This is a genomic window from Methylobacterium nonmethylotrophicum (genome assembly GCF_004745635.1).
GTDB lineage: Bacteria > Pseudomonadota > Alphaproteobacteria > Rhizobiales > Beijerinckiaceae > Methylobacterium > Methylobacterium nonmethylotrophicum.
The window spans coordinates 109,771-136,169 of the sequence record NZ_SRLB01000002.1; the positions used below are offsets into that span (position 1 = coordinate 109,771).

Consider the following 26,399-nt stretch of genomic DNA (forward strand, 5'->3'; position numbering starts at 1 on the left):
TCGGGCCGGGAGGCACCATGGACACGTCCGATACCGCGCAGCGCCCCACCCGCCGGAGCGTGCTCGAGAGCGGCGTCGCTGCCGCAGCGGTGCTGGGCTTTGCCGGGCCGCTCCGGGCCGCGACCCCGCCGGCGCAAGCGCCCCAGGCCCCCGCCGCCGAGCTGGCGACGCCCCGCCTGCCCGTGACCCTCCAGGTCAACGGCCAGGCCCGGCCGCTCGAGGTCGACCCGCGCACCACGCTCCTCGACGCGCTGCGCGAGCGCATCGGGCTCACCGGCTCGAAGAAGGGCTGCGACCACGGCCAGTGCGGCGCCTGCACGGTGCTGGTCAACGGCCGGCGGATCAATTCCTGCCTGACGCTGGCGGTGATGCACGAGGGCGACGAGATCAGGACCATCGAGGGCCTGGCGGAGGGCGATCAGCTGCACCCGCTCCAGGCCGCTTTCGTCAAGCATGACGGCTTCCAGTGCGGCTATTGCACGCCGGGCCAGATCTGCTCGGCCGCCGGCATGCTCAACGAGGCCAAGGCCGGCTGGCCCTCGACCGTGACGCAGGACCTCACCGCCCCGGTCGCTCTGACCGACGCGGAGATCCGCGAGCGGATGAGCGGCAACATCTGCCGCTGCGCCGCCTACCCGAACATCGTCGCGGCGATCCGCGATGCCGGCGGCACCGCGACGCGGATCTGAGGGGGCGACCCATGAAGGCTTTCACCTACGAGCGCCCCGCCAGCATCACCGACGCCGCCAAGGCCGTGGCGTCTCAAGCCAACGCCTGTTTCATCGCCGGGGGCACCAACCTCCTCGACCTGATGAAGCTGCAGATCGAGACGCCGGCCCACCTCGTCGACGTCAACCGCCTGTCGCTCGATCGGATCGAGGCGACGCCGGAGGGCGGGCTTCGCATCGGCGCGATGGTGCGCAACGCCGATCTCGCCGCCGACGCGCGGGTGCGGCGGGACTACGGCGTGCTCTCTCGCGCGCTGCTCGCCGGCGCCTCGGGCCAGCTGCGCAACAAGGCGACCACCGCCGGCAACCTCCTGCAGCGCACCCGCTGCCCCTACTTCTACGACACGGCGATGCCGTGCAACAAGCGCCAGCCCGGCTCCGGCTGCTCGGCGATCCAGGGCTTCAACCGCATCCTGGCGGTGGTCGGCACCTCGGAGCACTGCATCGCCACCCACCCCTCCGACATGGCGGTCGCCATGCGGGCGCTGGACGCCACGGTCGAGACCGTGACACCGGAGGGGGCCGAGCGACAGATCCCGATCGCCGAGCTGCACCGTCTTCCCGGCGACACGCCGCAGATCGAGACCAATCTCAAGCCCGGCGAGATCATCACCGCCGTGACCCTGCCGGCGCCGGTCAAGGGCCGCCACGTCTACCGCAAGGTGCGCGACCGCGCGTCCTACGCCTTCGCGCTGGTCTCGGTGGCGGCGGTGATCGAGGCGGACGGGACCACGATCCGCTCGGCCCGCCTTGCCTTCGGCGGCCTCGCCCACAAGCCGTGGCGGGTGGCGGAGGCCGAGGACGCACTGGTGCGCGAGGGCGTGGGCGCCGCCGGCGAGGCGGCGCTGAAGGGCGCCCGCGGCTACGGCGCCAACGACTTCAAGATCCCGCTCGCCAAGCGCACCCTCGCGGCCGCGGTCGCGGACGCGTTGCGCGCCTGATCGCCGGATTCGGAGAACCGCCATGGACATGAGCCAGCCGATCGGCATCACGCCCCTCGACACGCACGCCGACGGCCCGGTCGGCCAGCCGATCGACCGCGTCGACGGCCCCCTGAAGGTGACCGGCCACGCGACCTACGCCTACGAGAGCCGGGAGATGAAGAATCCCGGCTACGGCTTCGTCGTCACCGCGACGATCGCCAAGGGCCGCATCCGCGACATCGACACCGCGACCGCCGAGCGGATGCCCGGCATCGTCCACGTGCTCACCCACCGCAACGTGCCGCCCCAGGGGGAGAAGAAGGAGCAGGTCGGCCCGCTGCTGACCGGCACCGAGATCGCGCATTACGGCCAGCCGGTCGCCCTGGTGGTGGCCGAGAGCTTCGAGGAGGCCCGGGCGGCGGCGGCGTCCGTGCGGGTCACGTACGACCAGGAGACGGGGGCCTACGTGCTGGCCGAGGCGCTGGCCGAGGCGCGGAAGCCCGAGAAGGCCAGGACGCCGCCGGATTCGCGCCTCGGCGACTTCGATTCCGGCTTCGCGGCCGCACCCGTCAAGATCGACGCGCGCTACACCACCCCGGTGCAGAGCCACGCGATGATGGAGCCCCACGCCACGATCGCGGCCTGGGAGGGCGATCACGTCACGCTGATCACCGCCAACCAGATGCCGAACCGCGGCCAGGACGCCCTCGCCTCGGTCTTCCGGCTGCCGAAGGACAATGTGCGCCTGATCAGCCGCTTCATCGGCGGCGGCTTCGGCGGCAAGCTCCAGCCGCAGGCCGACGCAATCCTGGCGGCCCTGGCCTCGAAGAACCTGAACGGGCGGCCGGTGAAGATCGCGCTCACCCGCCAGCAGGTCTTTCACGTCACGACGCGCCGCTCGGACACGGTGCAGCGGGTGCGCCTCGGCGCCGACCGCGACGGCAAGCTCACCGCCATCGCACACGAATCCTGGTCAGACACGTCTCCGGGCGACAGCTTCTTCGAGACCTCGGCCAACGTCACCCGCTCGCTCTACGCCGCACCCAACCGCCTGACGGCGCATCGCCTGGCGAACCTCAACCTGCCGATGGCCTCCTCGATGCGGGCACCCGGCGAGGCGGTCGGCATGCTGGCCTTCGAATGCGCCATGGACGAGCTGGCGGAGGCGCTGAACCTCGATCCGATCGAGCTGCGGATCCGCAACGAGCCGGCCCAGGACCCGGAGAAGCACGTCCCGTTCTCGACCCGCCAGCTCGTGCCCTGCCTGCGCGAGGGTGCGCGGCGTTTCGGCTGGGACAGGCGCAACCCGAAGCCCGGCTCGGTGCGGGACGGGCAATGGATGGTCGGCACCGGCGTCGCGGCGGCGGCGCGCCTCAACCCGCTCCAGCCTGCCAAGGCGCGGGTGCGCCTCGACCCGGACGGCACCCTCACCGCCCGGATGGCGATGACGGATATCGGCACCGGCACCTACACGATCCTGAGCCAGATCGCCGCCGAGATGCTGGGCGTGACGGTCTCCCGGGTGCGGATGATCCTCGGCGACACCGCCGATCCGATGTCCTCCGGCTCGGGCGGCTCGTTCGGCGCCGCCTCCTCGGGCTCGGCGCTCTACATGGCCTGCGAGGACCTGCGCCGGCAGCTCCTGGCCAAGACCGATCTCGTTCCGGAGAACGCCGTCTTCGCGGATGGCCGCATCACCTCGGGCAACCGCTCGGCCGCCTTGCGCGACCTGATCGGCTCCGGCCTCGAAGCCGAGGGCGAGATCAAGCCGGGCGAGAACGAGAAGAGGTTCTCGCAATATTCCTACGGCGCGCACTTCGCCGAGGTCGGCGTCGACGCGGACACCGGCGAGATCCGCCTGCGGCGGATGCTCGGCGTGTTCACCGGCGGACGGATCCTCAACCCGAAGACCGCGCGCTCGCAGGCGATCGGCGGCATGGTGTTCGGCGTCGGCGCGGCCTTGATGGAGGCGATCGAGGTCGATCCGCGCTACGGCACCTTCGTCAACCACGACCTCGCCGAGTACCACGTCCCGGTCCATGCCGACCTGCCGGAGATCGACGCGGTGTTCCTGCCCGAGCTCGACGACAAGGCCAACCCGCTGAAGAGCAAGGGTCTGGGCGAGCTCGGCATCTGCGGCGCGGGCGCGGCCGTGGCGAACGCAGTCTATAACGCGACGGGCATCCGGATCCGCGACTATCCGCTGACCCTCGACAAGGTCCTGGACGGGTTCACCGCCAGGGAGACCGGTCAGCGGCGGGCCTGACCCTGCGCAGTAGGCCGGGCTGAGGACGCAAGTCCCGACTGCCCCGGCCCTGCCTGGGCGACGCGCGCAACGTAAGAGCCTGTTTGATTGCTTAGAACCACATTACACGTTTTAAATTCATCCAATCCACGACCTCATCCTGAGGTGTCGGTCGATTGGAAATCGACTGACCTCGAAGGAGGCCTCCAGATGTCCCCGCGACCTCTGGAGGCCTCCTTCGAGGCTCCCTGCGAGTGCGATCTTCGATCGCCAGCACCTCAGGATGAGGTCGCGGATGGGACAGAAAATTTCTTCGCGCTTCTATCCACGTAAATCAAACAGGCTCCGAATCGAATTGGTGCTGAGTCGTAGGCGAGACGTGCACCCTCGATAGGCGCGCCAGAGTCGACGATCACGGCCTCCACCCAAGCAGGGCCTCGCATTGCCGCCCCACGCGGCAGCGCGTGCCTTCCTGAGTGGCAGGCCGTAGGCGCAAGATCTTCTCGCGCCCTCTCTGATCACCTGGCACGAAAGCTGCAAACTCCCCCGCAGGCTGGCCGCACGGCCCGCGGGGCAAAGACGCCCGAGCCTTGGACAGGGATGTCCGACAGACTGGGGGTTCGTGACCGGGATGCACCGGGACGCGGCTCCCATCCCCTGAAGCGCGATGAAGACCCCCCGCGGGGGCTGTGCGTGAGGCTCCAACCATGGCCAGTTTCAAGACCGTCATGAAGTCGGGTCATCCCTCGACGCTGTTCGCCGCGTTCCTGTACTTCGATTTCTGCTTCGCCATCTGGGTGCTCAACGGTGCCATGGGCCCGTTCATCACCGAGACCTACAAGTTGACGCCGGCCCAGACCGGCTTCATGATCTCGCTGCCGATTCTCGCCGGCGCGATCATGCGCTTCCCGCTCGGCGTGCTCGCCCAATATATCGGGCGCAAGAACGCGGCGATCACCGAGATGTCGCTGATCATCCTGGCGATGGCCTACGGCTTCTTCCTGGTACACTCGTTCAACGACGTGCTCGCCATGGGCGTGCTGCTCGGCATCGCCGGCGCCTCGTTCGGCGTGGCGCTCTCGCTCGGCTCGGGCTGGTTCCCGCCCCAGCACAAGGGTCTGGCGATGGGCATCGCGGGTGCCGGCAACTCGGGCACCGTGCTCGCCGTGCTGTTCGCGCCGCCGCTCGCCCAGGCCTATGGCTGGCAGGCCGTTTATGGCTTCGCCGGGGTGTTCATGCTGATCCCCCTCGTGGTGATGATCGTGCTGGCCAAGGAGCCGCCGGACCGCGAGCACCAGAGCTTCAAGGAGCACGTCTCCTGCCTGTTCGAGAAGGACGGCTGGGCCTTCAACCTGATCTACGTCATCACCTTCGGGGGCTTCATCGGCCTGTCGAACTTCCTGCCGACCTTCTTCTACGAGCAGTTCGCCGTCACCAAGGTCGAGGCCGGGCGCCTGACCATGCTGGCCGCCCTGATGGGCTCCGGCATCCGCATCCTCGGCGGCTACTTCGCCGACCGGATCGGCGGCATCCTGGTGCTGACCGTGGTGCTGCTCGCGGCCGTCGGCTCGTTCCTGATGCTCACCGCGGCGCCGACGCTGTTCGTCACCACGCTGCTGTTCATGTTCTGCTTCGCGGCCCTGGGGGCCGGCAACGGCGCCCTGTTCCAGCTCGTGCCCCTGCGCTGGCCGACCAACACGGCGGTCGCGGGCTCGATGATCGGCGAGGTCGGGGCGCTCGGCGGCGCCATCCTGCCGAACGCCATGGGCCTGTCGAAGCAGTATACCGGCGGCTTCGCGACCGGCTTCCTGTTCTACGCCGCCTTCACGGCAGTGGTGCTCGGCTGCCTCGCCCTTTGGTCGCGCAAGTGGGTCGGCACCTGGGTCGGGCCCCGCGGCAAGGTCCTGGCCGTGGAGGCGGCGCCCGCCGCACCTGCGAGCGTCATCGGCGGCGTGCAGCGCGCCTGACCGGCTCACAGCCCGTCGCGCCCGTCGCTGACCACGCGGGCGAAGACCAGCACGTCGACCGCCGCCGCCCCGCCGCGCAGGAGCGCCCGGGCGGCGGCATTCGCCGTGGCCCCCGTCGTCAGCACGTCGTCGACCAGCAGCACGCGCTTTCCCTGGAGGCGCGGCCGCGCCGCCTCCGGCACCCGGAAGGCGCCCTGCAGGTTCTCGGCCCGGGCGGCGCGGCTCAGGCCCACCTGCGGCTGCGTGCGCCGCACCCGGGCGAGAAGGCCAGGCGCCACCGGCACGGCGCTGCCGCGCGTGGCCGTGCGCGCGAGCAGGGCGGCCTGGTTGAAGCGCCGCCACCACAGCCGCCAGCGCCACAGCGGCACCGGCACCGCCACGTCGGCCTCCGTCAGGAGCTCGGCGCCGGCCCGCGCCATCATCGCCCCCAGGGCACCGGCGAGGTCGAGACGGTCCTCGTATTTGAGCCGCTGCACCAGCCGTCGCGCCGTGTCGTCGTAGCGCGCGACCGCCCGGGCGCGGGCATAGACCGGCGGATCCGCGAGCGCCGCCGGCGAGAGCAGGCCGGGCGCCCCGAGATCGACCGAGAACGGCGTGCCGAGCCGCTCGCAATAGGGCCGCTCGATGAAGCGCACCCCGCTCCAGCAGCCGGCGCAGAGGGCGTGCGGCACCGCCGTCGCCGTCCCGCAGGCGATGCAGCTCGGCGGGTAGACGAGCCCGACGAGGCCGCGGGCGACGAGCCCCGGCAGCCCGGCGAGGCGTGGCAGGATCGCCCCCGACAGGCGCCGGGCGGTCTCCGGAGGATCGCTGCTCCGTTGCGGCATGACCGGCGGTCCCGCTCGCCGAGGGATGCCCCAGACAACAACGGACCTGCCCTAGCGGCAAGCCGTCAGCGCGGCAGGCTGCGCCGTGTCCCGAGATCGAGGAGCGCGTCGTGGTGCAGCAGCATCACATCGGTCGCCGCCGCCAGCTTGCGGGCCGCGGGGGTGAAGCCGGCATTCGACACCACCGCCGCGCAATCGGCGCTCCAGTAGCTGCGGGCCGCCACCACCTCCTGCACCGCGCCGTTGCCGACCGGCTTCGCGTAGCGCTTGCACTGCACCACCAGCCGCAGCCCGTCGCGCTCCGCCACGACGTCGGCGCCCTGGTCGCCCGCCGCTTTGGTGGTGCGCGCCTCCCAGCCGGCCCGTTCGAGCAGGGCGGCACAGTAGCGCTCGTAGGCGAGGCCGTCCTCCGGCAGCGCCTCGGCCTCGTCGGGCGGCGCGACGCTCAGGGACGCCGCCTCGACGATGGCGAGGATCTCGTCCCAGCGCGGCTCGATCAGGTCGCCGTAGCCCTCGGCCTCGAGCCGCGGCAGAACCGTGCGCTCGGCGAAGTAGCTGCGCTCGCGCAGCCAGCCGTCGAGGATCTCGTTGCCGTAGGGATCGACGTAGCTCTCCTGCCGGCGGCGCAGGGCCAGGGTCTCGCGGTGGCGGTGGGCAAGCGCCCGCACCCGGCGCCGGAAGCGGCCGCCGCGCCCGAGGCGGTGCACGACGAGCACCAGCGCCACGAGGCCGGCGGCGGCGAGCGCAGCCGGGCCGACCCACAGGCTCGCCAGGCCCCCGGCCACCACGGGCCAGAACAGGCGATCGGCGAGGCTGGAGGGGCGGGCCATCGGACGAGAACTCTGCGCCGCTTCCCGGGCGGCCGGATGCCGGCGACTCTCGCGGACCCGCCCTTGCCCCCGGCCTAAGGCTCCGCGGGACCCGGAGGCCATCCACAGCAGAACGCGCTCGCGCGGCTCACGGGAGCGTGTCGAGGCAAGGCCTTCGCGGCGCTTGCGTTCGGGCATCTCCTCGGCCGATCCTGGCCGTTCGCAGGGGCCTCGTGCGGGCCGGCGCAGGAGAGTCCCCGGATGAGATCACGCTTCGTCGCGCTTCTCGCCTGCCTGTTCGCCGCGGGAGCGGCCGGGCCGCCCGTCCGGGCCGGCGACGCCCCGGTCGAGGTCGACGTCGCGCTGGTCCTCGCCGTCGACGTCTCCCTGTCGATGACCGGCGACGAGCAGGCGGTGCAGCGCGAGGGCTACGTCGCGGCCTTCCGCAACCCGGCGGTGCATCAGGCGATCCGCCAGGGCATGGTCGGCCGCATCGCCGTCACCTACGTCGAATGGGCGGGGGTGGGCAACCAGCGGATCGTGGTGCCCTGGACGGTGATCTCCGGGCCCGGCGAGGCGGCCGGCTTCGCCGACAAGCTGGACCAGAGCCCGCCGCGGCGCTCGACCTGGACCTCGATCGCCAGCGCCATCGACTTCTCGGCCGGGCTCCTCGCCGGCAGCGGCTTCGAGGCGACGCGGCGGGTGATCGACGTCTCGGGCGACGGCCCGAACAACCAGGGCCGCTCCGTCACCAAGGCGCGGGACGACGCCGTCCGGCAGGGCATCGTCATCAACGGGCTGCCGCTCATGATCCGCGAGCCGAGCGGGCCCTGGGACATCAAGGACCTCGACCTCTACTACCGCGACTGCGTCATCGGCGGCAGCGGCAGCTTCATGGTGCCGGTGCGCGAGCGCGACCAGTTCGCCGCAGCGATTCGCACCAAGATCATCCGCGAGGTGGCGGGCCTGGAGACCGGCCCGCTGCTGCGCCGGACCCAGGGCGAGCCCCGGGCCAACTGCTTCATCGGCGAGCGCCCCAACCCGGACTGGGATTAGGGCCTCTCGCGCTTTCTACTTCAACGTGCATCGTGCGGAGGTCGTTCGGCTCGGGGCCGACCCGGCTCCGCCCGCGAGGCGGGCCCGTCAGCCCTCGCCGCCGCGCTGGGATTTACGCCGCTGCTGCCCCAGCCCCATGGTCTTGGCCAGTTCCGAGCGGGCGGCGGCGTAGTTCGGCGCCACCATCGGGTAGTCGGGCGACAGGTTCCAGCGCGCCCGGTACTCCTCGGGCGACAGGCCGTAGCGGGTGCGCAGGTGCCGCTTCAGCGACTTGAACTTCTTGCCGTCCTCGAGGCAGACGAGGTAGTCCGGCATGATCGATTTCTTGATCGGGACTGCCGGGGTGAGCGGCTCGGCCGGCTCCGCAGCCGCGCCGTTGCCGAGCCCGCCCAAAGCCGAATGGACCGAGGCGATCAGGCCCGGCAGCTCGGTGACCGGCACCGAGTTGTTGCTCACGAAAGCCGCCACGATGTCGGCGGCAAGCCCGATATGGTCCGTCGACGCTCCACTCTCACTCATCACGCCGGCCCTCTGCTCAGGGTAGATCCGCAAGACGCTTAGACATTCCGGCCTCAGGACTCGCATGCCGCAGGGCCGGTCTGTCTTTGCTTCCGGACGCAACTATGATGTCGGGGCCGATCTCGCAAGAGGAAAAAGAAGCGGCCGCCACCCTCCGTCAATCGCCGGCCGAAACTCTTGTTGAAGCCGGCTGTCGGTGTGGTTGTGCTGAGTTCACCGTTGGCGCCGGGACCGCCGAACTCGGACGCCCCGGAGCCGCGCACCCTATCCTCTTTGGCTTATGGCTCATGGAGGGGGCAGCACCTTTCGGACAAGCCCAAGAACATATGCCGTCCGGGCCCGATGCCCGGTAGCAGGAAATGTTGGTGCGGCAGCAACCGTTAGATAGTGAAACGCCTGACGATGGTTATCGATACATAAACCACGCTCCAATTCCATCACGCGCCAACCCATTGACCACAACCGGCATTCTGGTGGCAAGGAGTTCGTGGACAGACAGCTCCCGGCCTGCTCGGAGAGTAACAAATGTTATCCTGGAGGCGGTTCCCGCCAATGACCCAGGCCTTCTTCTGATACCCGGCGCGGAGACACAGCGGCAGCCGGCCGTCGGACCTAGGAGAGATGGGAGGGCCATCCCGCCTCGTGGCCGGTTTGCGGCCCGGTCAGGCGGCCGCGCGGGCGGCGCGCGGGGCCTGCTCGAGGGCGGCGACCGCCAGGACCTGGTCGCGCCCGCGCACGGCGTGCTCGCCGAGGGGGCGCGCCCGCACGCCGTCCGGCAGCCGCGGGAGCTTGGCGAGTAGGTCGCCGGAGATCAGCAGCGGCGCGTCGAGGGTGCGGCACAGGGCTTCGAGCCGCGCCGTGACGTTCACCGCATCGCCGAAATACGCGATCTTGTGCCGGTCGACCCCGACCTCGGCGGTGACGACCGGCCCGCCATGCAGGGCGGCACGGATGCGCGGCACGGCGCCGAACCGCTCCTGCCAGGCCGCCGCGTCCCGCGCCAGGCTCTCCTGGATCGCCAGCACGCAGGCGACGCAGCGGGCGTCCTGGAGGCCGCGGGCCATCGGCCAGGTGATCATCGCCATGTCGCCGATGAAGTCGTCGGTCGATCCCTGCCAGCGCCGCACCGGCTCGGCGAGCGTCGCGAAGACGGCGCCGAGGAAGGCCTGCGTCCTGAGGGCGCCGTGCGTCTCCGCGTAGGCGGTCGAGCCGACGACGTCGACGAACAGGAAGATGCGCTCCTCCTCGACTGGGCGATGGTAGCGGCCGATTAGCAGGTTGACGAAGACCTCGGCGCCGATGAGGTCGCGCATCCGCACCACGAACACGAGAAGCGCCGAGACCGCCAGCGCGTAGACCAGAACCCGCAGCGAGGGCACCACCGCCTCGGCGAAGGGCTCCGGGCTCAAGCCGGTGCTCCAGACGATGACGCCCCCGGTGGCGTGCCCGAGGGTGATCATCCCGACATAGGCCAGTTCGGCGATCGGCACGTACAGGAAGGTCGGCAGGCGGCGCAGGCGCGCCTGCAGGCGCGGCAGCAGGGTGCCGCGCTCCATCAGCAGCGCGCAGGCGCCGATGAAGAAGCCGTGGATCGCCGCCACCAGCGGGATGCCGTTCTGGAACAGCGCGTCGTAGAGCAGCCCGGCCCCGGCGCTCAGGAGCAGGATGCCGATCCAGAACCAGGCGTGCTGGGGCAGCGGCAGCCGGATCGTCCGCCAGGACGCGGCGAGGCGCGCCGGCAGGCCGGCCCGTGCCGGCTCCGCCGGAGCGCTGCGGTCGACGGGGCCGGCTGCGGGCACGGTGGTGGTCTCCTGGGCCGGCACGGCTCGGGTCCCGGCTCGCGGCGCGCCGGTCAGTTCAGCCGCGATTCACGCCGTTTTGAGGGCATCGGGCGACCGGTGCGGGCCGGCCTGCGACGCCTCGGCCGGACGAGCCGCCAGCGGAACGGCGGCACCCGACCCGTCGCCGCTCGACTTGCCGGCGGTCGACTTGCCGGCGCCTGCGGAACCCTCGGCTTGACCATGGCGTTCTTCAGCACGATTGAATGCTCAAGACTGGAGACGACCATGTCTGTCCGCCTCGCCACCCTCGCCACCCTGGCGGCTCTCGTGACGGTCCCGGCCCTCGCCGAGGATGTGACGGTGATCCGGCGCGATTCCGCCCCGGTCGAGCGCAGCACCGTGATCGAGAAGCGCTCGGTCGAGTCGACCGGCTCGGTCGGCGGCTGCGAGACCAAGACGGTCAAGAAGACCAACGAGTACGGTGACAGCAAGACGGTCCGCAGCGAGCGCTGCGACTGACCTGACGCTCAACGGGGCGGCCCGGCGAGGGCCGCCCCTCCACCATCGCTACACAGACAGCCTCCTCACTTCAGCAGCCGCGCCAGGGCCTTGCCGGCCGGACTGCGCATCTCCTTGGCGTCGAGGGTGCCATCGTTGTCCGGATCGGCGAGCTTGAAGCGGGCCTCGACCAGGGCGAGGTACTCGTCCTTGGTGAGGGTGCCGTCGTTGTCCGGATCGGCCTGCTTCATGTCCTTGCGGCTGACGCGGCCCTGAAGCTCCTTGGTGTCCAGGGTGCCGTCGGCATCCTTCTCGAGCCTGTCGAACACCGCACCGGCCGCGGCCTTGGCCTCGGCGAGGTCGACGGTGCCGTCCGAGTCGGTATCGACCGCCGCGATGGTCCGGTCGCCTCTCGGCTTGGCCTCGGCCGACGCCGGCAGCGCCAGAGGTGCCGCCGCCAGGGCGGCGATGAGGAGGGTCCGGGTCGGGCTCTTGGGTGTCGGGCTCATGCGTGAAGTCTCCGGTGCGCGACAGGGGCGCCCGACCCTGGCGGGGGGCGACCCGGGATGATCCGTCGGCCGGATACCTAGCCGGGCGCCGAAGCTTTGCAACCCTGTCTGACGCAGGGGAGGCGTGAGGCCTCGCGGCCTCAGGCCTCGACCCGCTCGGCAAGGATCTTGTCGACCCGGCGGCCATCCATGTCGACGACCTCGAAGCGCCAGCCGCTGCGCTCGAATCCGTCGCCGGCGGTGGGGATGCGGCCGAGCTGGTAGATCACGAAGCCGGCCAGCGTCGAGAAGTCGTCGGTGTCGGGCCGCTCGGTGAAGCCGAGGCGCTCGAAGGCGTCGACCGCCGGCATCATCCCGTCGATCAGCAGCGAGCCGTCCTGGCGCTCGACCACCATCGGCTCCTCGTCGTCGGTCTCCGGGATGTCGCCGGCGATCGCCTCGAGGAGGTCGGTCTGGGTGACGATGCCCTCCAGGCTGCCATACTCGTCGACGACGATCGCCATCCGGACGGGCTTGGCCTTGAAGGTCTCGAGCACCCGCAGGATCGGCATCGCCTCGTGGACGACGATCGGCTCGCGGATGATCGCGTCGACGCTGATCGGTGCCCCATCGAGGAGCTGGTTGAGCACGTCCTGCTTGCGCAGCACGCCGACGATCTCGTGGATCTCGCCCCGGCTCGCCACCAGTTGCTCGTGCCGGCAGGCGCGGATCGTCTCCAGCACCGCCTCGCGCGGGTCCTCGACGTCGATCCAGTCGACCTCGTGGCGCGGGGTCATGATGTCCCGCACCCGGCGCTCGCCGATGCCGAAGATGCGCTGCACCGCCTCCTGCTGGGCCTCCTGGATCAGGCCGGCCTCCTGGCTCGCCGCCACCAGGAGCGAGAGTTCGGCGGTGGAGTGCAGCGCGCCCTCGCCCGAGCCGGGCTGCAGGCCGCACAGGCGCAGCACGCCGTTGCCGAGGCCGTTGAGGAAGGAGATCGCCGGGCGGAAGACCAGCAGGAACAGGCGCAGCGGCCGCACGATGGCGAGCGCCGTGCGCTCGCTGCGCTGGAGCGCCAGGCTCTTGGGCGCCAGTTCGCCCAGCACGATGTGCAGCGCGGTGATGATCACGAAGGAGAGCACCACCGCGATGGCGTGGGCGCCGAGATTGCCCACGCCCTGCGGCAGCCACGACAGGACCGGCTCGATCAGGTGGGCCAGGGCCGGCTCGCCGACCCAGCCGAGCGCCAGGGACGAGATGGTGATGCCGAGCTGCGTCGCCGCGAGATGCGAATCCAGGCTCTCGACCGCGCGCTGCAACGCGCCGGCATTGGCCCGCTTCTCGGCCACGAGCTCCTGGACCCGGCTGCGCCGCACCGCCACGAGGGCGAATTCGGCCGCGACGAAGAACCCGTTCGCGAAGACCAGGAACACGATGGCGAACAGGCCGAGGCCCGTCCCCCAAGGACTGTCGGAGAAAATCACCGCCTCCCGTGGCGCGACCGGCCGCTCCCGGGGCGGGGCGCGGCCGGCTCCCTCATAGCAAGTCTGCCCCCCGGAGCCTATCCGCCAGACGCCCGCCCGGCCGGTCCTCCACGGCCGATGCCGCCGGGTCAGACGGCAGGGCACGGCTCTCCCGCATTGCAACATCTGGCCTCGTCCGGCGGTTTCATGCTAGGCGCGCCGGAAAATCCTGCGCCGGCTCGCGTTTTGCCGAATGGCGCCCCACGACCGAAAGACCCGACGATCATCATGGCGAGCGACCTCTCCCGCATCTCCCGCGCGCTCCTCTCCGTCTCCGACAAGACCGGGCTGGTGGAGTTCGCGCGTGCCCTCGCGGCCCGCGGCGTGACGCTGGTCTCCACCGGCGGCACACACCGGGCGCTCACCGAGGCGGGGCTGGCGGTGACCGAGGTCTCCGATCTCACGGGCTTCCCCGAGATGATGGACGGGCGGGTCAAGACGCTGCATCCCGGCGTGCACGGAGGGCTCCTCGCCATCCGCGACAACCCCGAGCACCAGGCGGCGATGCTCGCCCACGGCATCGCGGCGATCGACCTCCTCGTCGTCAACCTCTATCCCTTCGAGGCGACGCTGGCGGCCGGCAAGCCGGCGGACGACTGCATCGAGAACATCGACATCGGCGGGCCGGCGATGATCCGGGCGGCGGCCAAGAACCACGAGGACGTCGCGGTGGTGGTCGACGTCGCCGACTACGCGACGGTGCTCGCCGACCTCGACGCCCATGACGGCGCCGTGACCCGGGCGACCCGCCGGCGCCTGGCCCAGAAGGCCTATGCCCGCACCGCCTCGTACGACGCCGCCATCGCGACCTGGCTCGCCGGCGAGATCGAGGCGGCGCCCGAGGCCCAGACCTTCCAGGCGTTGGGAGGAACGCTGGCCCAGGGGCTGCGCTACGGCGAGAACCCGCACATGAAGGCCGCGTTCTACCGCACCGCCGGCGCCGCCCGGCCGGGCGTCGCGACCGCGCGCCAGCTCCAGGGCAAGGAGCTGTCCTACAACAACCTCAACGACACGGACGCCGCCTACGAGGCGGTGAGCGAGTTCGACCCCGCCCGCACGGCCGCCGTGGTCATCGTCAAGCACGCCAACCCCTGCGGCGTCGCGGAAGGATCAAGCCTGCTCGCCGCCTACGAGCGGGCTTTGCGCTGCGACCCGGTCTCGGCCTTCGGCGGCATCGTGGCGCTCAACCGGACGCTCGACGCCGAGGCGGCCCGGAAGATCGTGGAGATCTTCACGGAGGTGATCATCGCGCCGGACGCCACCGAGGAGGCGGTCGCGATCGTGGCGGGGAAGAAGAACCTGCGCCTCCTCACCGCCGGCGGGATCGCCGATCCCCGTGCGCCGGGCCAGGCCTTCCGTACGGTGGCGGGCGGCTTCCTGGTGCAGGACCGGGACAACGCCGTGGTCGACGACATGCCGCTCAAGGTCGTGACCAAGCGCGCTCCGACCGAGGCCGAATTGTCGGACCTGCGCTTCGCCTTCCGGGTCGCCAAGCACGTGAAGTCGAACGCGATCGTGTACGCCAAGGACGGCGCCACGGTCGGCATCGGCGCCGGTCAGATGTCGCGGGTCGATTCCTCGCGCATCGCCGCCTGGAAGGCGGCCGAAGCCGCGAAGGCCGCAGGGCTGCCCGAGAGCCTCGCCCGCGGCGCGGTGGTGGCCTCGGACGCATTCTTCCCCTTCGCCGATGGCCTGCTCGCGGCGGCCGAGGCCGGTGCGACCGCGGTGATCCAGCCCGGCGGCTCGATGCGCGACGACGAGGTGATCCGCGCCGCCGACGAGGCCGGCCTCGCCATGGTGCTCACCGGCCACCGCCACTTCCGGCACTAAAGAGCCCGGCGGCGTAGGATGGGCCGTTCAGCTGTGGCCTGTTCTCACGCCGATTTCTCGTGCGGCTTACCCCTGATCCACTCGTATAAAAATAAGAATAAAGCGCTCCTCCCCTCTCCCGTGGTCTAATCTCACTGGAGCAGACCAGGCGGAATTCGGGTCATCCGAGGGTTTGGCGCTTCGACAGCAACGCCCGATGGCGTTGCTCGGTCAGGCGCGCGTTCCGTCACACCCTGATGTCGAGCACCTGCCCCTGCCCCGGCGGGGCCGGGGCGGTCGCGGCCTGGGCCACCAGCCCGGCGACGTCGCGCTCGGCATCGAGCTGGCGGCGGACCGCAAGGGTCGCGATCTGCTGGCTGAAGGCGGCGCCCTGGAGCGTCGCGGCGCCGGCGGCGAGGGAGGCGGTGTCGAGGGCGGTCATGACGACAGCCTCGCCGAAAAGCCTGAGCGGTTCGTAAAGACGGTCCTCGGCCCCGGCATCGCTAACCCAGGAGCTGACCCATCCGGGCGAGCGCCGCGGCGAAGCCGGCGAGCGGCACCGTGATGGTCTCGGACTCGCCGTTGGGCTTGGTGCCGGTGACGCGCAGGTTCACGGCGGTCTTCATCGCGTCGGTGGCGACGGTGGGGAAGCTGATCGGCACGAGGCAGCCGGCCTGGACGCAGGCGGTGTAGGGCGCGCCCTTGCCGAGGGTCGCGTCGTCGAGCTTGAAGGTCACCCCGGGATCGATCGCGAGGCCGAGCGGCATCAGCAGCAGGCCGTTGCTGCGCCCGTCCTGGGGCGGGCTGAGCTCGATGCTGAAGCGGCGCTGCCCGGTCTGGGCCACACCTTGCGCCTGCGAGAGCTGGCACTGGCGCTTGTCGTTCTCGCGGCTGCAGCTGATGGTCCAGTCGCCGTAGACCTCGCTCACCGCGCTCGCGCCGTTCGGCCAGGCGCCGGTCGGGGCCGCCACCGCCGCGGGAGCCGGCGCCGCCTCGGCACGGGCGGGCGCAGGCGCGGGCTTCGGCGCCGGCGGGCGGCGGTGCGCCGGCTTCGGGGCGGCCCTGTGCGGGGCCTCGGCCGCGGGCGCGTCGCCGGCCGGCTCCTCCTGGGCGTGGGCCGGCCCGATCAGGAGCCAGGAGAGGACGAGGAGGCGGGCGAGCGACCGGCGGCAGGGCGGCATGACGAAAATCCTCGGCACCCGTCCGCGCCGGAGCGGCGAATCGGGCTCTTTTGTCTCGCGGCTCCTCTAGAGCCACGCGGGCCGGAAGGAAAGCCGCCGGAAGCCCGTGCCCACCGCCATGCCATTGAGATATCTTGGGATTATTCCAAGGAACGTCCCCTTGCCGTCCGGTGTCCTCGTGCCGGAACCGGCGCCCGCCGAGAGCCTCGTGCCGGGATAACGGCGTCAGCCGAGAGCCTCGTGCCGGGATATCGGCGTCAGCCGATATCCTCGTGCCATGTGCGCCCGTCGCGCTCGATCAGGGCGATGGCGGCCGTCGGCCCCCAGGTTCCGGCCGGGTACGGGCGCGGCGGTTCCGGGCGGTCGGCCCAGGCGTTGAGCAGGGTGTCGGCCCAGGCCCAGGCCGCCTCGACCTCGTCGCGGCGCATGAACAGGGTGGCGTTGCCCCGCACCACGTCCATCAGCAGGCGCTCGTAGGCGTCCGGGTAGCGCTGGTTGAAGGTCTCCTCGAACGAGATGTCGAGGCCGGTCGCCCGCAGGCGCATGCCGCCGGGGCCCGGCTCCTTGGTCATCACCTCGAGCTTGATGCCCTCCTGCGGCTGCAGCCGGATCACCAGGCGGTTCGGCTCGCGAGCGAACTCGTCCGAGAAGATGCTGAACGGCGAGGAGCGGAACTGGACGACGATCTCGGACACCTTCTGCGGCAGCCGCTTGCCGGTGCGCAGGTAGAACGGCACCCCGGCCCAGCGCGGCGTCATCAATTCGAGCTTCAGGGCCACGAAGGTCTCGGTGAGGCTCGAGCGGTTCTCGGCGAGATCGGCGATGTAGCCGGGCACCGGCTGGCCGTTCACCGCGCCGGCGACGTACTGGCCGCGGACCGTGCGGTGCGGCACCTCGTGGGCCGGAATCGGCTTCAACGCGCGGAGCACCTTCAGCTTCTCGTCGCGCACCGCGTCGGCGTCGAGGGAGAGCGGGCTCTCCATGCCGAGCAGGCAGAGGAGCTGCAGCATGTGGTTCTGCAGCATGTCGCGCAGCGCGCCCGACGTGTCGTAGTAGCCGCCGCGGCCCTCGACCCCGACCGTCTCCGCCACGGTGATCTGCACGTGGTCGATCACGTCGGCGTTCCACAGCCGCTCGAAGATCGTGTTGGCGAAGCGCAGGGCCAGGAGGTTCTGCACCGTCTCCTTGCCGAGATAGTGGTCGATGCGGAAGATCTGGCTTTCGGGAAAGACCTTGCCGACCTGGTCGTTGATGGCGCGGGCCGAGGCGAGATCGTGGCCGATCGGCTTCTCCAGCACCACGCGGGAGCGCTCGCCGATCAGCCCGTGGGCGCTGAGGTTGCGGCAGATCGCGCCGTAGAGGCTCGGCGAGGTGGCCAGGTAGTAGGGCCGCACGTGGTCGGGATGCTCGGCAAGCAGGTTCGCCAGATCCTCCCAGCCCGCCTCGCCCGCCCCATCGACCGAGACGTAGGCCAGGTGGTCGAGGAAGCGCGTCACCGCCTCGGGATCGCGGTCGGCCGCCGGGACGTGGCGCTCGAGCGCGGCGGCGGCGAGATCCCGGTACTCGCCGGTGCCGTAATGGCTGCGCGCCGCCGCGATGATGCGGCTCTCCTCCGGGATCTGCCGGTCGCGGAACCGGTAATAGAGTGCCGGCAGGAGCTTGCGCATCGTCAGGTCGCCGGTGGCGCCGAACACGACGGCGTCGAAGGGGGCGACGGGAATGATCTTGGGCATCGGGTGACGGGTCTCCCGCTCTCGCCGGCCTCCCCTGCAAGGCTGCGGCCAGCTCATGTCTCAGGCGGGCGCGGCATGCGCCCGGCTGCGTCGCGCGGCTCGTCCCGCTCACCTCGGGATGAGGGCGCGGCGGGACGAGAGGAGTAGGCCGGGCGCCCCTCCTCTCAGAACGAGGCCGGCGTCGCCGCGGCCGCCTTCACCCCGCCATCGGCCCCGGTGCTGCCGCCCTCCAGCGGCGCCTCCATGTGGGCCGCGAAGGCCGCCTTGTGGTCGGGGTGCCAGCGGGACAGGGCCGGGCGGTTGCGGACCACGTCGTCGGAGGACCAGCGCATCCGCTTCTCGTCCATCTCCCGGGTGGTCTCGTTGTCCGGGCACAGGATGTAGAAGTCGCCCGCCGCCATTTTCTCCAGCATGAAGGCGACGGTCTCCTCCGGCGTCCAGGCGCCGGCCGGCTTCTCGGTCACCCCGCGGGCGCGGGTGAGGCCGGTATAGACGAAGCCCGGGATCAGCAGGTGGGCGGTGACGGGGGAATTCCTCTCGCGAAGCTCGTGGGCGAGCGCCTCGGTCGTCACCTTCACGCCCGCCTTGCTGACGTTGTAGGGCGTGTTGCCGGGCGGCGTGGTGATGCCCTGCTTGGAGCCGGTGACGATCACCGCCCCGGGTTGCCCCGACTCGATCATCGCCGGCACGAAGGCCTGGATGGCGTTGATCACGCCCCACAGGTTGGTGTCGATGATGCGGTGCCAGGTTGCGGCATCCGAGAAGAAGCGTCCGCCGGCCTCGATGCCGGCATTGGCCATCAGCAGCGAGACGGGCCCGAGGGACTCGGCCTCGCGGCGCAGGGCCGCCAGCGCCTCCGGCTTCGTCACGTCCGTCGGCACCGCCCGCACGTCGGCCCCCGCCCCTGGCGCGGCACTGCCGACTTCCGCGGCCGCCCGGGTCAGGGCCTCGCCGGCCAAGTCGGCCAGCACCACCCGCATCCCGGCCTGCGCGAAGGCCGTGGCGGCCGATAGACCGATGCCGCTCGCCGCGCCGGTGACGACCGCGACGCGGCCCTTCGCGAGTGCGGGGTGGTGGGTCATGCTGCGCTCCGCCTGACATGTGAGCCGGTTCCTGGCCGGCAGGTAGGCACCCTCGCGGGAAACGCCACATGCGGCGGCGCGAAAAATCGTCGTCAGGCCCGTTTCCGCCGGCGCGGCGCGGCACCCGGCAGGGCGTTGTCCAGGAGGCTCGCGAGCGCCCGGGCGCCGACCGCGCCGACCTCCGGGTCGCGGGTCACCAGGGCGGTGACGATTGCCCCGTCGATGAGCAGGCCGACCTCGTGCACCAGGGCGTCGGGATCGGGAGCGCCGGCCTCGGCGAGCAGCGCGCGCAGGCGCGCCGCCACCTGGCGCTTGTGGGCGAGGGTCAGGTTGCGCACGCGGTCGTCGCGCTTGTCGTGCTCGCCGACCGCGTTGATGAAGGGGCAGCCGTAGAACCGCTCGTCCCGGAACCACTCCGCCAGCAGGGGGAAGATGCGGTCGAGCCGCTCGCGAGGGCTCGCCTCGCCGGCCTCGAGCCCGCCCAGGAACCAGTCGCGCCAGGCCTGGCCCTCGGCCTCCAGCACCGTCTCGACCAGGCGCTCCTTCGACCCGAACAGCTTGTAGAGCGTCGCCTTGGCGGTGCCGGCCGCCGCCACCACCGCGTCGACCCCGACCGCGTGGATGCCGTGCCGGCAGAACAGCTCGGTCGCCGCGCGCAACAGCCGCTCCCGCGGCGGAGCGTCGCTCCGCGCCGACGCCTCGCCGCGCACGGGATCCTCGCCCGGCAGGACGGCGGGCAGGGGCTGCGCCTGCGCCGTCACGCCGCTCTCCCCGTTCCGGCCCCGTCGCGTGCGTCCAACCCGGTCACTCCCGCAAAGACGATGCGCCCGCTGCGCGGGCAAGACTGATCTGTTTTGCAGCAAGGTCCTGCGCCGCACCAGACATCCGGAGCGCGGGGCAGTGCCGATCCCCCGGGAGATTGCCCCGGCACGGGGTTGGCACGACCCGTGCAGAAGACAGACCGGTCGGTCTCCGCGCGAGCGACGAACCGGCCCGAGAACGACGCCGGGCCCGCGACCGAGGCCAGGGCCGCCAGAAGGGAACGAGACCATGAGCAGCTCCGCCCTCAAGACCACCGTGACCGCACCGGCCCTGACCGGCTGCCTGCAGCCGATCGACAAGGACGCGCTGGCCGCGCTCAGCGCGAAGGGCAAGGAGGACCCGACCGTCATCAAGACCCTGAAGTGCCGGACGGTGGCCAAGGGGCGCTTCCGCCACCTCAACTTCATCCGCACCCTGCCGGCCTACGTGGTGGACGAGCCCCCGGGGCTGCTGGGCGACGACACCGCCCCGAACCCGTCCGAGGCGGCGCTGGCGGCGCTGGGCTCCTGCCTCGCGGTCGGCATCCACGCCAACGCGGTGGCGCAGGGCATCACGATCTTCAAGCTCGAGATCGCGCTCGAGGGCGACCTCAACATCACGGCGGTCTGGGGCACCGGCGACCTCTCGGAGAAGCCGGTGGGCTTCACCGACGTGCGCGCCGCCGTGACCCTCGAGGCCGACCGCCCGCGCGAGGAGCTGGAGGCGCTGATCGCCCATGCGCGGGTGTGGTCGCCGGTCGCCAACACCTTCACCCGGCCGGTCAACCTCGAGATGGCGCTGGCCTGAAAGCCCCCTCCCTCCCCTCCACGGACGCGTCAGGCCATGCTGCAGGTTCTGTCGAGGCCCGAACCGGGGCCCGCCCGCGTCGCGGGCATGTCGGAGTCCACCCGCGTCGCGGGCATGCTGGAGGCGGTGCGAGAGGCCGCCGCCCGCGACCTCAGGCCCGTGGTCGCGAAGGTCGATGCCGAGGGCTTCTACCCGGAGGCGGCCTTGCGCGCCTTCGGGGCCGCCGGCGCCTACCGCTCGCACTTGCCGGAGGGCGACCGGGCCGACCTCTGGGGGGCGATCCAGGCCTCGGCGGCGGCGGGCGAGCACTGCCTGTCCACCGCCTTCTGCATGTGGTGCCAGGATGCGCTCGCCTGGTACCTCGGCTGCTCGGACAATGCCGGCCTGCGCAACGGCCTTGGACGCGAGGTCGCCGCCGGGACGGTGCTCGGCGGCACCGGCCTGTCGAACCCGATGAAGACCTTCTTCGGCATCGAGCAGATCCGGCTGAAGGGCGAGCGGGTGGCGGGCGGCTACCGGGTGACGGGCGCCCTGCCGTGGGTGTCGAATCTCGGCGACGGGCACTGCTTCGCCATCGTGTTCGCCCGGCCCGAGGGGCGCTACGCCATGGCGATCGTCCGCGCGGGCCAGGAGGGCGTCTCGCTCGTCGACGGCGGCCGGTTCCTGGCGCTCGACGGCTCAGGCACCTACGGGGTGCAGCTCCGCAATGTGTTCGTGCCCGACGAGGACCTGCTCGCCGACCCGATCGACGGTTACCTCAAGCGGATCCGGGCCGGCTTCGTGCTGATGCAGACCGGCATGGGGATCGGCGTCGTGCGGGCCTGCATCGCGCTGATGCGCGAGGTCGAGCGCCCGCTCGGCCACGTCAACCGCTACCTCGACGTGCAGCCCGACGACGTCGCCGGGCAGCTCGCCGCCCTCGAGGCCGAGGTCGCGGCCCTGAGCGCGACGCCCTTCGACCCGGACCCGGCCTATTGGCGCCGGGTCGTCACCGCGCGGCTCGCGGCGAGCGAGCTCGCGGTCGCGGCCGCCCACCACGCGATGCTGCATTGCGGGGCGCGGGGCTACGTCCAGACCGGCGCGGCCCAGCGCCGCCTGCGCGAGGCGTACTTCGTCGCCATCGTCACCCCGGCGGTCAAGCAGCTCAAGAAGATGCTGGCCGACATGGATGCCTGATTTCGCGCCGGACCTCCCTCGGTCCGGACCTCCTGCGCCTCCGAGCGCCCGTTCGCGCCGGTCACGGCGCCCAATCGCGCCGGTCACGGCGCCAAAGAGGCGGGTCGCCGCCCGATCACGAGACACCCCTCATCGACCGGCACCAGAGGAGCCCATCCCATGAGCGAGTCCGTCCTGATCACCCCCGCCACCCTGACGCGGATGATGGAGGCCGGCGGCACGGTCGTCATCGACACCCGCAACCCGGAGGCTTACGCCGCCGGGCATATCCCGGGCGCCGTCAACGTCCACGACATCTTCACCTACCTCGCCACCTCGACGCCGGAGGGCGTCGCGGCGATGCGCGAGAAGTTCGCCGAGACCTTCGGGGCGGCGGGCCTGTCGGGGAGCGAGACCGCGGTGGTCTACGAGGCCTCGATGGCGTCCGGCTTCGGCCAGTCCTGCCGCGGCTACACGCTGCTGTCCTATCTCGGCTATCCGAAGGTGAAGATCCTGCATGGCGGCTACGCCGCCTGGACGGCCGAGAACCTGCCGGTCTCGACCGAGGCGGCGACGCCCGAGCCCAAATCGTTCCCGGTCGACCCGGATGCGGCGGCGCTCTTCGTCGACCTCGACGCCATGAAGGCGGCCGTGGACGACGCCGGGGTCGTCAAGCTCGACACCCGCGACGTCGACGAGTGGATCGGCGAGAGCTCCTCGCCCTACGGCAAGGATTTCTGCCCGCGCAAGGGCCGCATCCCGGGCGCCCGCTGGATCGAGTGGTACCGGATGATGAAGCCGACCGCCGCCGGCCCGATGATGAAGTCGAAGAACGAGATCCTGGCCGAGTGCGCCACGGTCGGCATCACGCCCGAGACCCCAGTGGTGCTCTACTGCTTCAAGGGTGCGCGCGCCTCCAACACCCTGGTGGCCCTGAAGGAGGCCGGCATCCAGGACGTGAAGCTGTATTTCGGCTCCTGGAACGAGTGGTCGCGCGATCCGGCGCTGCCGATCGAGGAGGGATTGCCGATCGCCGCGAAGGCAGGGCCGGTCGCGATGGCGGCGGAGTAGCGGCGGAGCGCCGACCTCACGCCTGCGAAGGCACAGCGAAGAAGTGAAGAGCCGGACCAGGTGAGAATATCACCCGGTCCGGCTTCCTGTTTTGGTCGGCTGGCGCCCGATATAGGGAGCCATCAACGCTGGCGCAAACAGATATTATATCAGAATTATTATCAATTCGATTTTTTACATCCTATTTATGAGCAAGTGCAATCATGAAATCTGCTTTTGGATTTTTCAAAAATTTTGCAGTTATTGAAAATCAGTAAAATATCGACAGCCGGATTTTCTCTATTGCGCAAAGCCTTCCGCCGTGCTTCATTGTAACGGAATAGAAAAGAATCAGACAAGAAATCTTTGCATAGATGAGAGGCGAGCATGTCGGTGGTCACCGTTGACAAGACGGTTCTGCTCGCTTTCCTCAAACAGGGACATTGGGAGGAGGGCGCGAAAGAAAATTTGCAATTGAGAGAGCAGCTTGATTTCAGCTTCATCAAGGACATCATTGCAGACCACAAGAACGATCCCGACGACCCGACGAGTCAAGCGCATCTCGGGCTGCTCGTGCTGGCCTGCGGCGTCGCCCATTGGGGCGTTCACGGTGCACCGGCAGACCTGATCGATCCGGAGAAGGACCAATGGAAAGGTCCGCCTGCCGGACGCGGAAAGCATCTGATGGGCGTGACGGCCGGCGGTGTCGGTCTGCCGCACATGGATCGTACCTATCTCGGCCGGTTCCTGGAAAAATTTGCGCCCGCCGTCGATCCGGCAGGACATTACAAGACTATCACGAATACAATTCAGCGTCTCAAGAATGGCGTCGCTTTCGCAGTTTTTGAAGCACAGAATCAAACGAGCGAGGGCGGAGAGATCTGGCGCGACTTCACGATGGTGGCGGAAACGGCTCTGGGTAGTTTCGCCGCACAGGAGTGGGTGATCAACCGGTGGCTCAACCGTTACTGGATGCCGAGCGTCACCGCGGTACGCCAGGACAAGCGCGACATCACCGAGGCGATCGTCAACGCGCGGATCCGCAACTCCAGTTCGGCCACGGCCGATTGCGCGCTTCAGAGGTCCAGGGGCGCAGCTGATCCCATCGAGGTCCAGCTCACCAGCTATGTCAGCGGCTGCCCTGGATCCAAGAAGGACCATAAAAGGCGGTGGGGATACATGCGAAGGCCGGTCGTTCTCTACACATATGTAAAATAGAATTTGAATATTTGGAAGGGGGAGATCATGTCACAATTTACGACGGCAGTTGCCAATGAATGCCGGAAGCAACTCACCCGCTGGAAAAACGGCACGGGACGTGAGACCAACGATCCCTACTATCGCTATGTCGGCGAGTATTGGAGCTATGGACTCAAGAATGCCCATATCGACGGCCGAACGGTCTACCAGGATAAAAACGGAGATCCTTTCCGCCCTGCCTGGTCATCGGCCTTCATTTCCTACATCATGAGGAGAAGCGGCGCCGGCGCTGAATTTTACTACCACGAAGGCCATTGCCATTATGTCGCGAAGGCGCTCCGGGATGCTCAAGGCCCCAGCGCGACTGCGAAGTTCCTCGGTCGCGACCCCGCGCATTACGTACCCAAGGTCGGCGACCTGATCAATGCAGGTCGCGGATCCGGCAGCAATGTCCGATATTCGAACTTCTTCAAGCATTATGGCAGCAAGATCGTTCCGAAAGGGAACTTCATTCCCAGCCATTCCGACATCGTCGTGTCCGTCGATGCCGGCTCGCTGACGACCATCGGCGGCAACGTCTCAGTCGACACAGTCGGCCAGAAGACGTGGAAACTCAAACCTGACGGCACGCTCGATGACAAAAATGACCTGATTTGCATCATTGAATGCACGCTTTGAGACCGAATCACTCACAGCGATCCGTCTTTTCATGCAGATCGCCGGCGCGCATGGCGACGCCGACGATCTCATCGACTGTCGTACCGCCTCAGGTCGGCCCGTTGCGACATCCCGCGCGCGCATCGTCTCTCTGTCACGGCGGCGCGAGCGGGCGCCTGTCGGATCGGACTGGATGAACCGGCAGTCACATCGTGACGAGGTCGGAAGGCCGTATGGCCATACCGTCCCGTGATGTCCTCCCGCAGACTCACGCGGTGCCGTGATCGACCCAGGCCGAGGCGCCAGGATCGTCGTGAGAGCGGGACGGGACGGCGCTCGTCGAGCACATCATGCATCGGCCGGAGATCGCACGGGTCCCGCAGCCGGCGATGGCGTCACAAACGCCCGATCCGGTGCAAGCCGATCTCGAACCGCGTCTCGCCGTCGATCGCCAGATCCGCCAGGATCTCGCCGATCACGCTGCAGAACTTGTAGCCATGGCCCGAGCACGGGGAGGCGACCACCACCTGCGGCAGGTCCGGCAGGGTGTCGAGGACGAAGTGCTCGTCCGGCGTGTTGGTGAACAGGCAGGAGCGCAACGCCATGGTCGGCCCGTCCGCCTTCGGGAAGTAGCGGGCGAGCGCGACCCGCAGGGCCGCCTCGTCATGAGCGTGGACCTCGCGGTCGATGGTCTCGGCCGGGCCGGTCTCGTTGAGGTGGTGGTAGCGCCCGAGCTTGAAGCCGGGCTGGCCCCAGGCGGGGAAGCCGTAGAAATGGCCTTCCTCGAACAGGGCGTTGAAGACCGGGAAATTCCGGAGCGTGAAGGCGCCGGGGTCGCGGGGCTGGAACCAGCCGAGCACCTGGCGCTCCGGAACCGCGCGGCCGGCGAGCGCCGGCACGATGTCCTGCATCCAGGCGCCGGCCGCGAGGACGAGGCGGCCGGCCTCGTAGGTGCCGCGCTCGGTTCGCACCCGCACCCCGTCGCCCGCCGGCTCCCAGGACAGGGCGCGCTCGCGGGCCCGGATGTCCGCCCCCTCCTCCTGCGCCAGGGCGACATGGGCCACGATGGCGCGCTCCGAGGCGACGAAGCCGCCCTCGGCCTGCAGCACCGCCGCGTGCCCGTGAGGCAGCGTGTAGCCGGGGAAGCGCGCGTTCAGCGCCCGCGCATCGAGGGTCTCGTGCGGCAGGTCGTGGAGGCGGCAGGCGGTGAGCGCCCCCTGCACCACCCGGCTGTCCTCCGGCCCGGCATCGATCGAGCCGGTGACGTACAGGAGTTGCTCGCCGAACCGCGTCTGCGCCTCGCGCCAGTTCTCGTAGGCGCGCCGCAGCAGCGGCACGTAGGACGGATCCTCGAAATAGGCGAGGCGGATGATGCGGTTGACGCCGTGGGACGAGCCCATGGCGTGCGGGATGTCGAAGCGCTCGAGCCCGAGCACCCGCTGGCCGCGGCGGGCGAGGTGCCAGCAGGCGGCGGACCCCATGCCGCCGATCCCGAGCACGATGACATCGTAGGGGCGTGACACGCGCCGATTCCTCTCGCGTCGCGCCCGGCCCCCTCTCGGG

24 protein-coding genes are annotated in these 26,399 nt (G+C 70.1%); 12 read left to right on the forward strand and 12 right to left on the reverse strand.

Translation table 11 applies throughout. The features are described 5' to 3' along the window. Nucleotides 1-17 precede the first annotated feature (17 nt). From EU555_RS03255 to EU555_RS03270, 4 genes are all read left to right on the forward strand, one after another. On the forward strand, nucleotides 18-689 hold the full coding sequence (locus EU555_RS03255) for a 2Fe-2S iron-sulfur cluster-binding protein (RefSeq protein WP_135413019.1): 672 nt from the start codon (nucleotides 18-20) through the stop codon (nucleotides 687-689). An 11-nt stretch (nucleotides 690-700) separates the two neighbouring features. Then, nucleotides 701-1,669, forward strand: coding sequence for an FAD binding domain-containing protein (locus EU555_RS03260; protein ID WP_135413020.1), 969 nt, complete (start codon nucleotides 701-703; stop codon nucleotides 1,667-1,669). Between the two features lie 22 nt (nucleotides 1,670-1,691). Further along, nucleotides 1,692-3,917, forward strand: a complete 2,226-nt coding sequence (locus EU555_RS03265) for a xanthine dehydrogenase family protein molybdopterin-binding subunit (protein WP_135413021.1) — start codon at nucleotides 1,692-1,694, stop codon at nucleotides 3,915-3,917. A gap of 686 nt (nucleotides 3,918-4,603) precedes the next feature. After that, on the forward strand, nucleotides 4,604-5,863 hold the full coding sequence (locus EU555_RS03270) for an MFS transporter (protein WP_135413022.1): 1,260 nt from the start codon (nucleotides 4,604-4,606) through the stop codon (nucleotides 5,861-5,863). Between the two features lie 5 nt (nucleotides 5,864-5,868). Here EU555_RS03270 and EU555_RS03275 read toward each other — a convergent pair whose 3' ends face one another. Beyond that, entirely contained in the window at nucleotides 5,869-6,687 is an 819-nt protein-coding gene (locus tag EU555_RS03275; RefSeq protein ID WP_135413023.1) for a ComF family protein, read from the reverse strand. A 65-nt stretch (nucleotides 6,688-6,752) separates the two neighbouring features. After that, a complete protein-coding gene (locus tag EU555_RS03280) occupies nucleotides 6,753-7,517 on the reverse strand; it encodes a restriction endonuclease (protein ID WP_135413024.1) in 765 nt (254 codons plus the stop codon). Between the two features lie 240 nt (nucleotides 7,518-7,757). Between EU555_RS03280 and EU555_RS03285 the strand changes: the two genes are divergently transcribed. Further along, nucleotides 7,758-8,552 carry a DUF1194 domain-containing protein gene (locus tag EU555_RS03285; RefSeq protein WP_135413025.1) on the forward strand — a complete coding sequence of 265 codons (795 nt, stop codon included), beginning with the start codon at nucleotides 7,758-7,760 and terminating at the stop codon, nucleotides 8,550-8,552. An 87-nt stretch (nucleotides 8,553-8,639) separates the two neighbouring features. On the opposite strand, the gene EU555_RS03290 is transcribed toward EU555_RS03285, so the two are convergent. Beyond that, nucleotides 8,640-9,071, reverse strand: coding sequence for a Ros/MucR family transcriptional regulator (locus EU555_RS03290; RefSeq protein ID WP_135413026.1), 432 nt, complete (start codon nucleotides 9,069-9,071; stop codon nucleotides 8,640-8,642). 662 nt (nucleotides 9,072-9,733) lie between these two features. Next, the gene (locus EU555_RS03295) at nucleotides 9,734-10,774 is read right to left on the reverse strand and encodes an adenylate/guanylate cyclase domain-containing protein (protein WP_205820771.1); all 1,041 of its coding nucleotides are present in this window, start codon (nucleotides 10,772-10,774) and stop codon (nucleotides 9,734-9,736) included. A gap of 363 nt (nucleotides 10,775-11,137) precedes the next feature. Between EU555_RS03295 and EU555_RS03300 the strand changes: the two genes are divergently transcribed. Further along, a complete protein-coding gene (locus tag EU555_RS03300; RefSeq protein ID WP_135413027.1) occupies nucleotides 11,138-11,371 on the forward strand; it encodes a hypothetical protein in 234 nt (77 codons plus the stop codon). Nucleotides 11,372-11,436: 65 nt separating this feature from the next. Here EU555_RS03300 and lanM read toward each other — a convergent pair whose 3' ends face one another. Beyond that, nucleotides 11,437-11,859 carry a lanmodulin LanM gene (lanM, locus tag EU555_RS03305; protein WP_135413028.1) on the reverse strand — a complete coding sequence of 141 codons (423 nt, stop codon included), beginning with the start codon at nucleotides 11,857-11,859 and terminating at the stop codon, nucleotides 11,437-11,439. Nucleotides 11,860-11,999: 140 nt separating this feature from the next. After that, complete coding sequence (locus tag EU555_RS03310; protein WP_135413029.1) at nucleotides 12,000-13,322, reverse strand: hemolysin family protein; 1,323 nt, start codon at nucleotides 13,320-13,322, stop codon at nucleotides 12,000-12,002. A 267-nt stretch (nucleotides 13,323-13,589) separates the two neighbouring features. On the opposite strand from EU555_RS03310, the gene purH reads away from it, so the two are divergent. Further along, nucleotides 13,590-15,191, forward strand: coding sequence for a bifunctional phosphoribosylaminoimidazolecarboxamide formyltransferase/IMP cyclohydrolase (gene purH / locus EU555_RS03315; RefSeq protein WP_135413030.1), 1,602 nt, complete (start codon nucleotides 13,590-13,592; stop codon nucleotides 15,189-15,191). A 226-nt stretch (nucleotides 15,192-15,417) separates the two neighbouring features. On the opposite strand, the gene EU555_RS03320 is transcribed toward purH, so the two are convergent. The 5 genes from EU555_RS03320 to EU555_RS03340 all read right to left on the reverse strand — a co-directional run bounded on the left by EU555_RS03320 (nucleotide 15,418) and on the right by EU555_RS03340 (nucleotide 19,927). Then, the gene (locus tag EU555_RS03320) at nucleotides 15,418-15,612 is read right to left on the reverse strand and encodes a hypothetical protein (RefSeq protein ID WP_135413031.1); all 195 of its coding nucleotides are present in this window, start codon (nucleotides 15,610-15,612) and stop codon (nucleotides 15,418-15,420) included. Between the two features lie 61 nt (nucleotides 15,613-15,673). Further along, nucleotides 15,674-16,351: an invasion associated locus B family protein gene (locus EU555_RS03325; protein ID WP_135413032.1), complete on the reverse strand. Its 678-nt coding sequence runs from the start codon at nucleotides 16,349-16,351 to the stop codon at nucleotides 15,674-15,676. A 257-nt stretch (nucleotides 16,352-16,608) separates the two neighbouring features. Further along, the gene (gene zwf, locus EU555_RS03330) at nucleotides 16,609-18,084 is read right to left on the reverse strand and encodes a glucose-6-phosphate dehydrogenase (RefSeq protein WP_135413033.1); all 1,476 of its coding nucleotides are present in this window, start codon (nucleotides 18,082-18,084) and stop codon (nucleotides 16,609-16,611) included. A 164-nt stretch (nucleotides 18,085-18,248) separates the two neighbouring features. Then, the gene (locus EU555_RS03335; protein WP_135413034.1) at nucleotides 18,249-19,166 is read right to left on the reverse strand and encodes an SDR family NAD(P)-dependent oxidoreductase; all 918 of its coding nucleotides are present in this window, start codon (nucleotides 19,164-19,166) and stop codon (nucleotides 18,249-18,251) included. A 92-nt stretch (nucleotides 19,167-19,258) separates the two neighbouring features. Beyond that, nucleotides 19,259-19,927, reverse strand: coding sequence for a TetR/AcrR family transcriptional regulator (locus EU555_RS03340; RefSeq protein ID WP_245524118.1), 669 nt, complete (start codon nucleotides 19,925-19,927; stop codon nucleotides 19,259-19,261). Between the two features lie 289 nt (nucleotides 19,928-20,216). Here EU555_RS03340 and EU555_RS03345 point away from each other — a divergent pair, with 289 nt between their 5' ends. The 5 genes from EU555_RS03345 to EU555_RS03365 all read left to right on the forward strand — a co-directional run bounded on the left by EU555_RS03345 (nucleotide 20,217) and on the right by EU555_RS03365 (nucleotide 24,857). After that, the gene (locus EU555_RS03345; protein ID WP_135413036.1) at nucleotides 20,217-20,774 is read left to right on the forward strand and encodes an OsmC family protein; all 558 of its coding nucleotides are present in this window, start codon (nucleotides 20,217-20,219) and stop codon (nucleotides 20,772-20,774) included. 36 nt (nucleotides 20,775-20,810) lie between these two features. Continuing rightward, nucleotides 20,811-21,950: an acyl-CoA dehydrogenase family protein gene (locus tag EU555_RS03350; protein ID WP_135413037.1), complete on the forward strand. Its 1,140-nt coding sequence runs from the start codon at nucleotides 20,811-20,813 to the stop codon at nucleotides 21,948-21,950. Nucleotides 21,951-22,109: 159 nt separating this feature from the next. Further along, the gene (locus tag EU555_RS03355) at nucleotides 22,110-23,000 is read left to right on the forward strand and encodes a sulfurtransferase (protein ID WP_135413038.1); all 891 of its coding nucleotides are present in this window, start codon (nucleotides 22,110-22,112) and stop codon (nucleotides 22,998-23,000) included. 366 nt (nucleotides 23,001-23,366) lie between these two features. After that, the gene (locus EU555_RS03360; protein WP_135413039.1) at nucleotides 23,367-24,197 is read left to right on the forward strand and encodes a hypothetical protein; all 831 of its coding nucleotides are present in this window, start codon (nucleotides 23,367-23,369) and stop codon (nucleotides 24,195-24,197) included. Nucleotides 24,198-24,224: 27 nt separating this feature from the next. Further along, a complete protein-coding gene (locus tag EU555_RS03365; protein WP_135413040.1) occupies nucleotides 24,225-24,857 on the forward strand; it encodes a DUF2272 domain-containing protein in 633 nt (210 codons plus the stop codon). A gap of 374 nt (nucleotides 24,858-25,231) precedes the next feature. Here the strand turns inward: EU555_RS03365 and solA are convergent, their stop codons facing one another. Beyond that, nucleotides 25,232-26,359: an N-methyl-L-tryptophan oxidase gene (solA, locus tag EU555_RS03370; RefSeq protein ID WP_135413041.1), complete on the reverse strand. Its 1,128-nt coding sequence runs from the start codon at nucleotides 26,357-26,359 to the stop codon at nucleotides 25,232-25,234. Nucleotides 26,360-26,399: the final 40 nt, after the last annotated feature.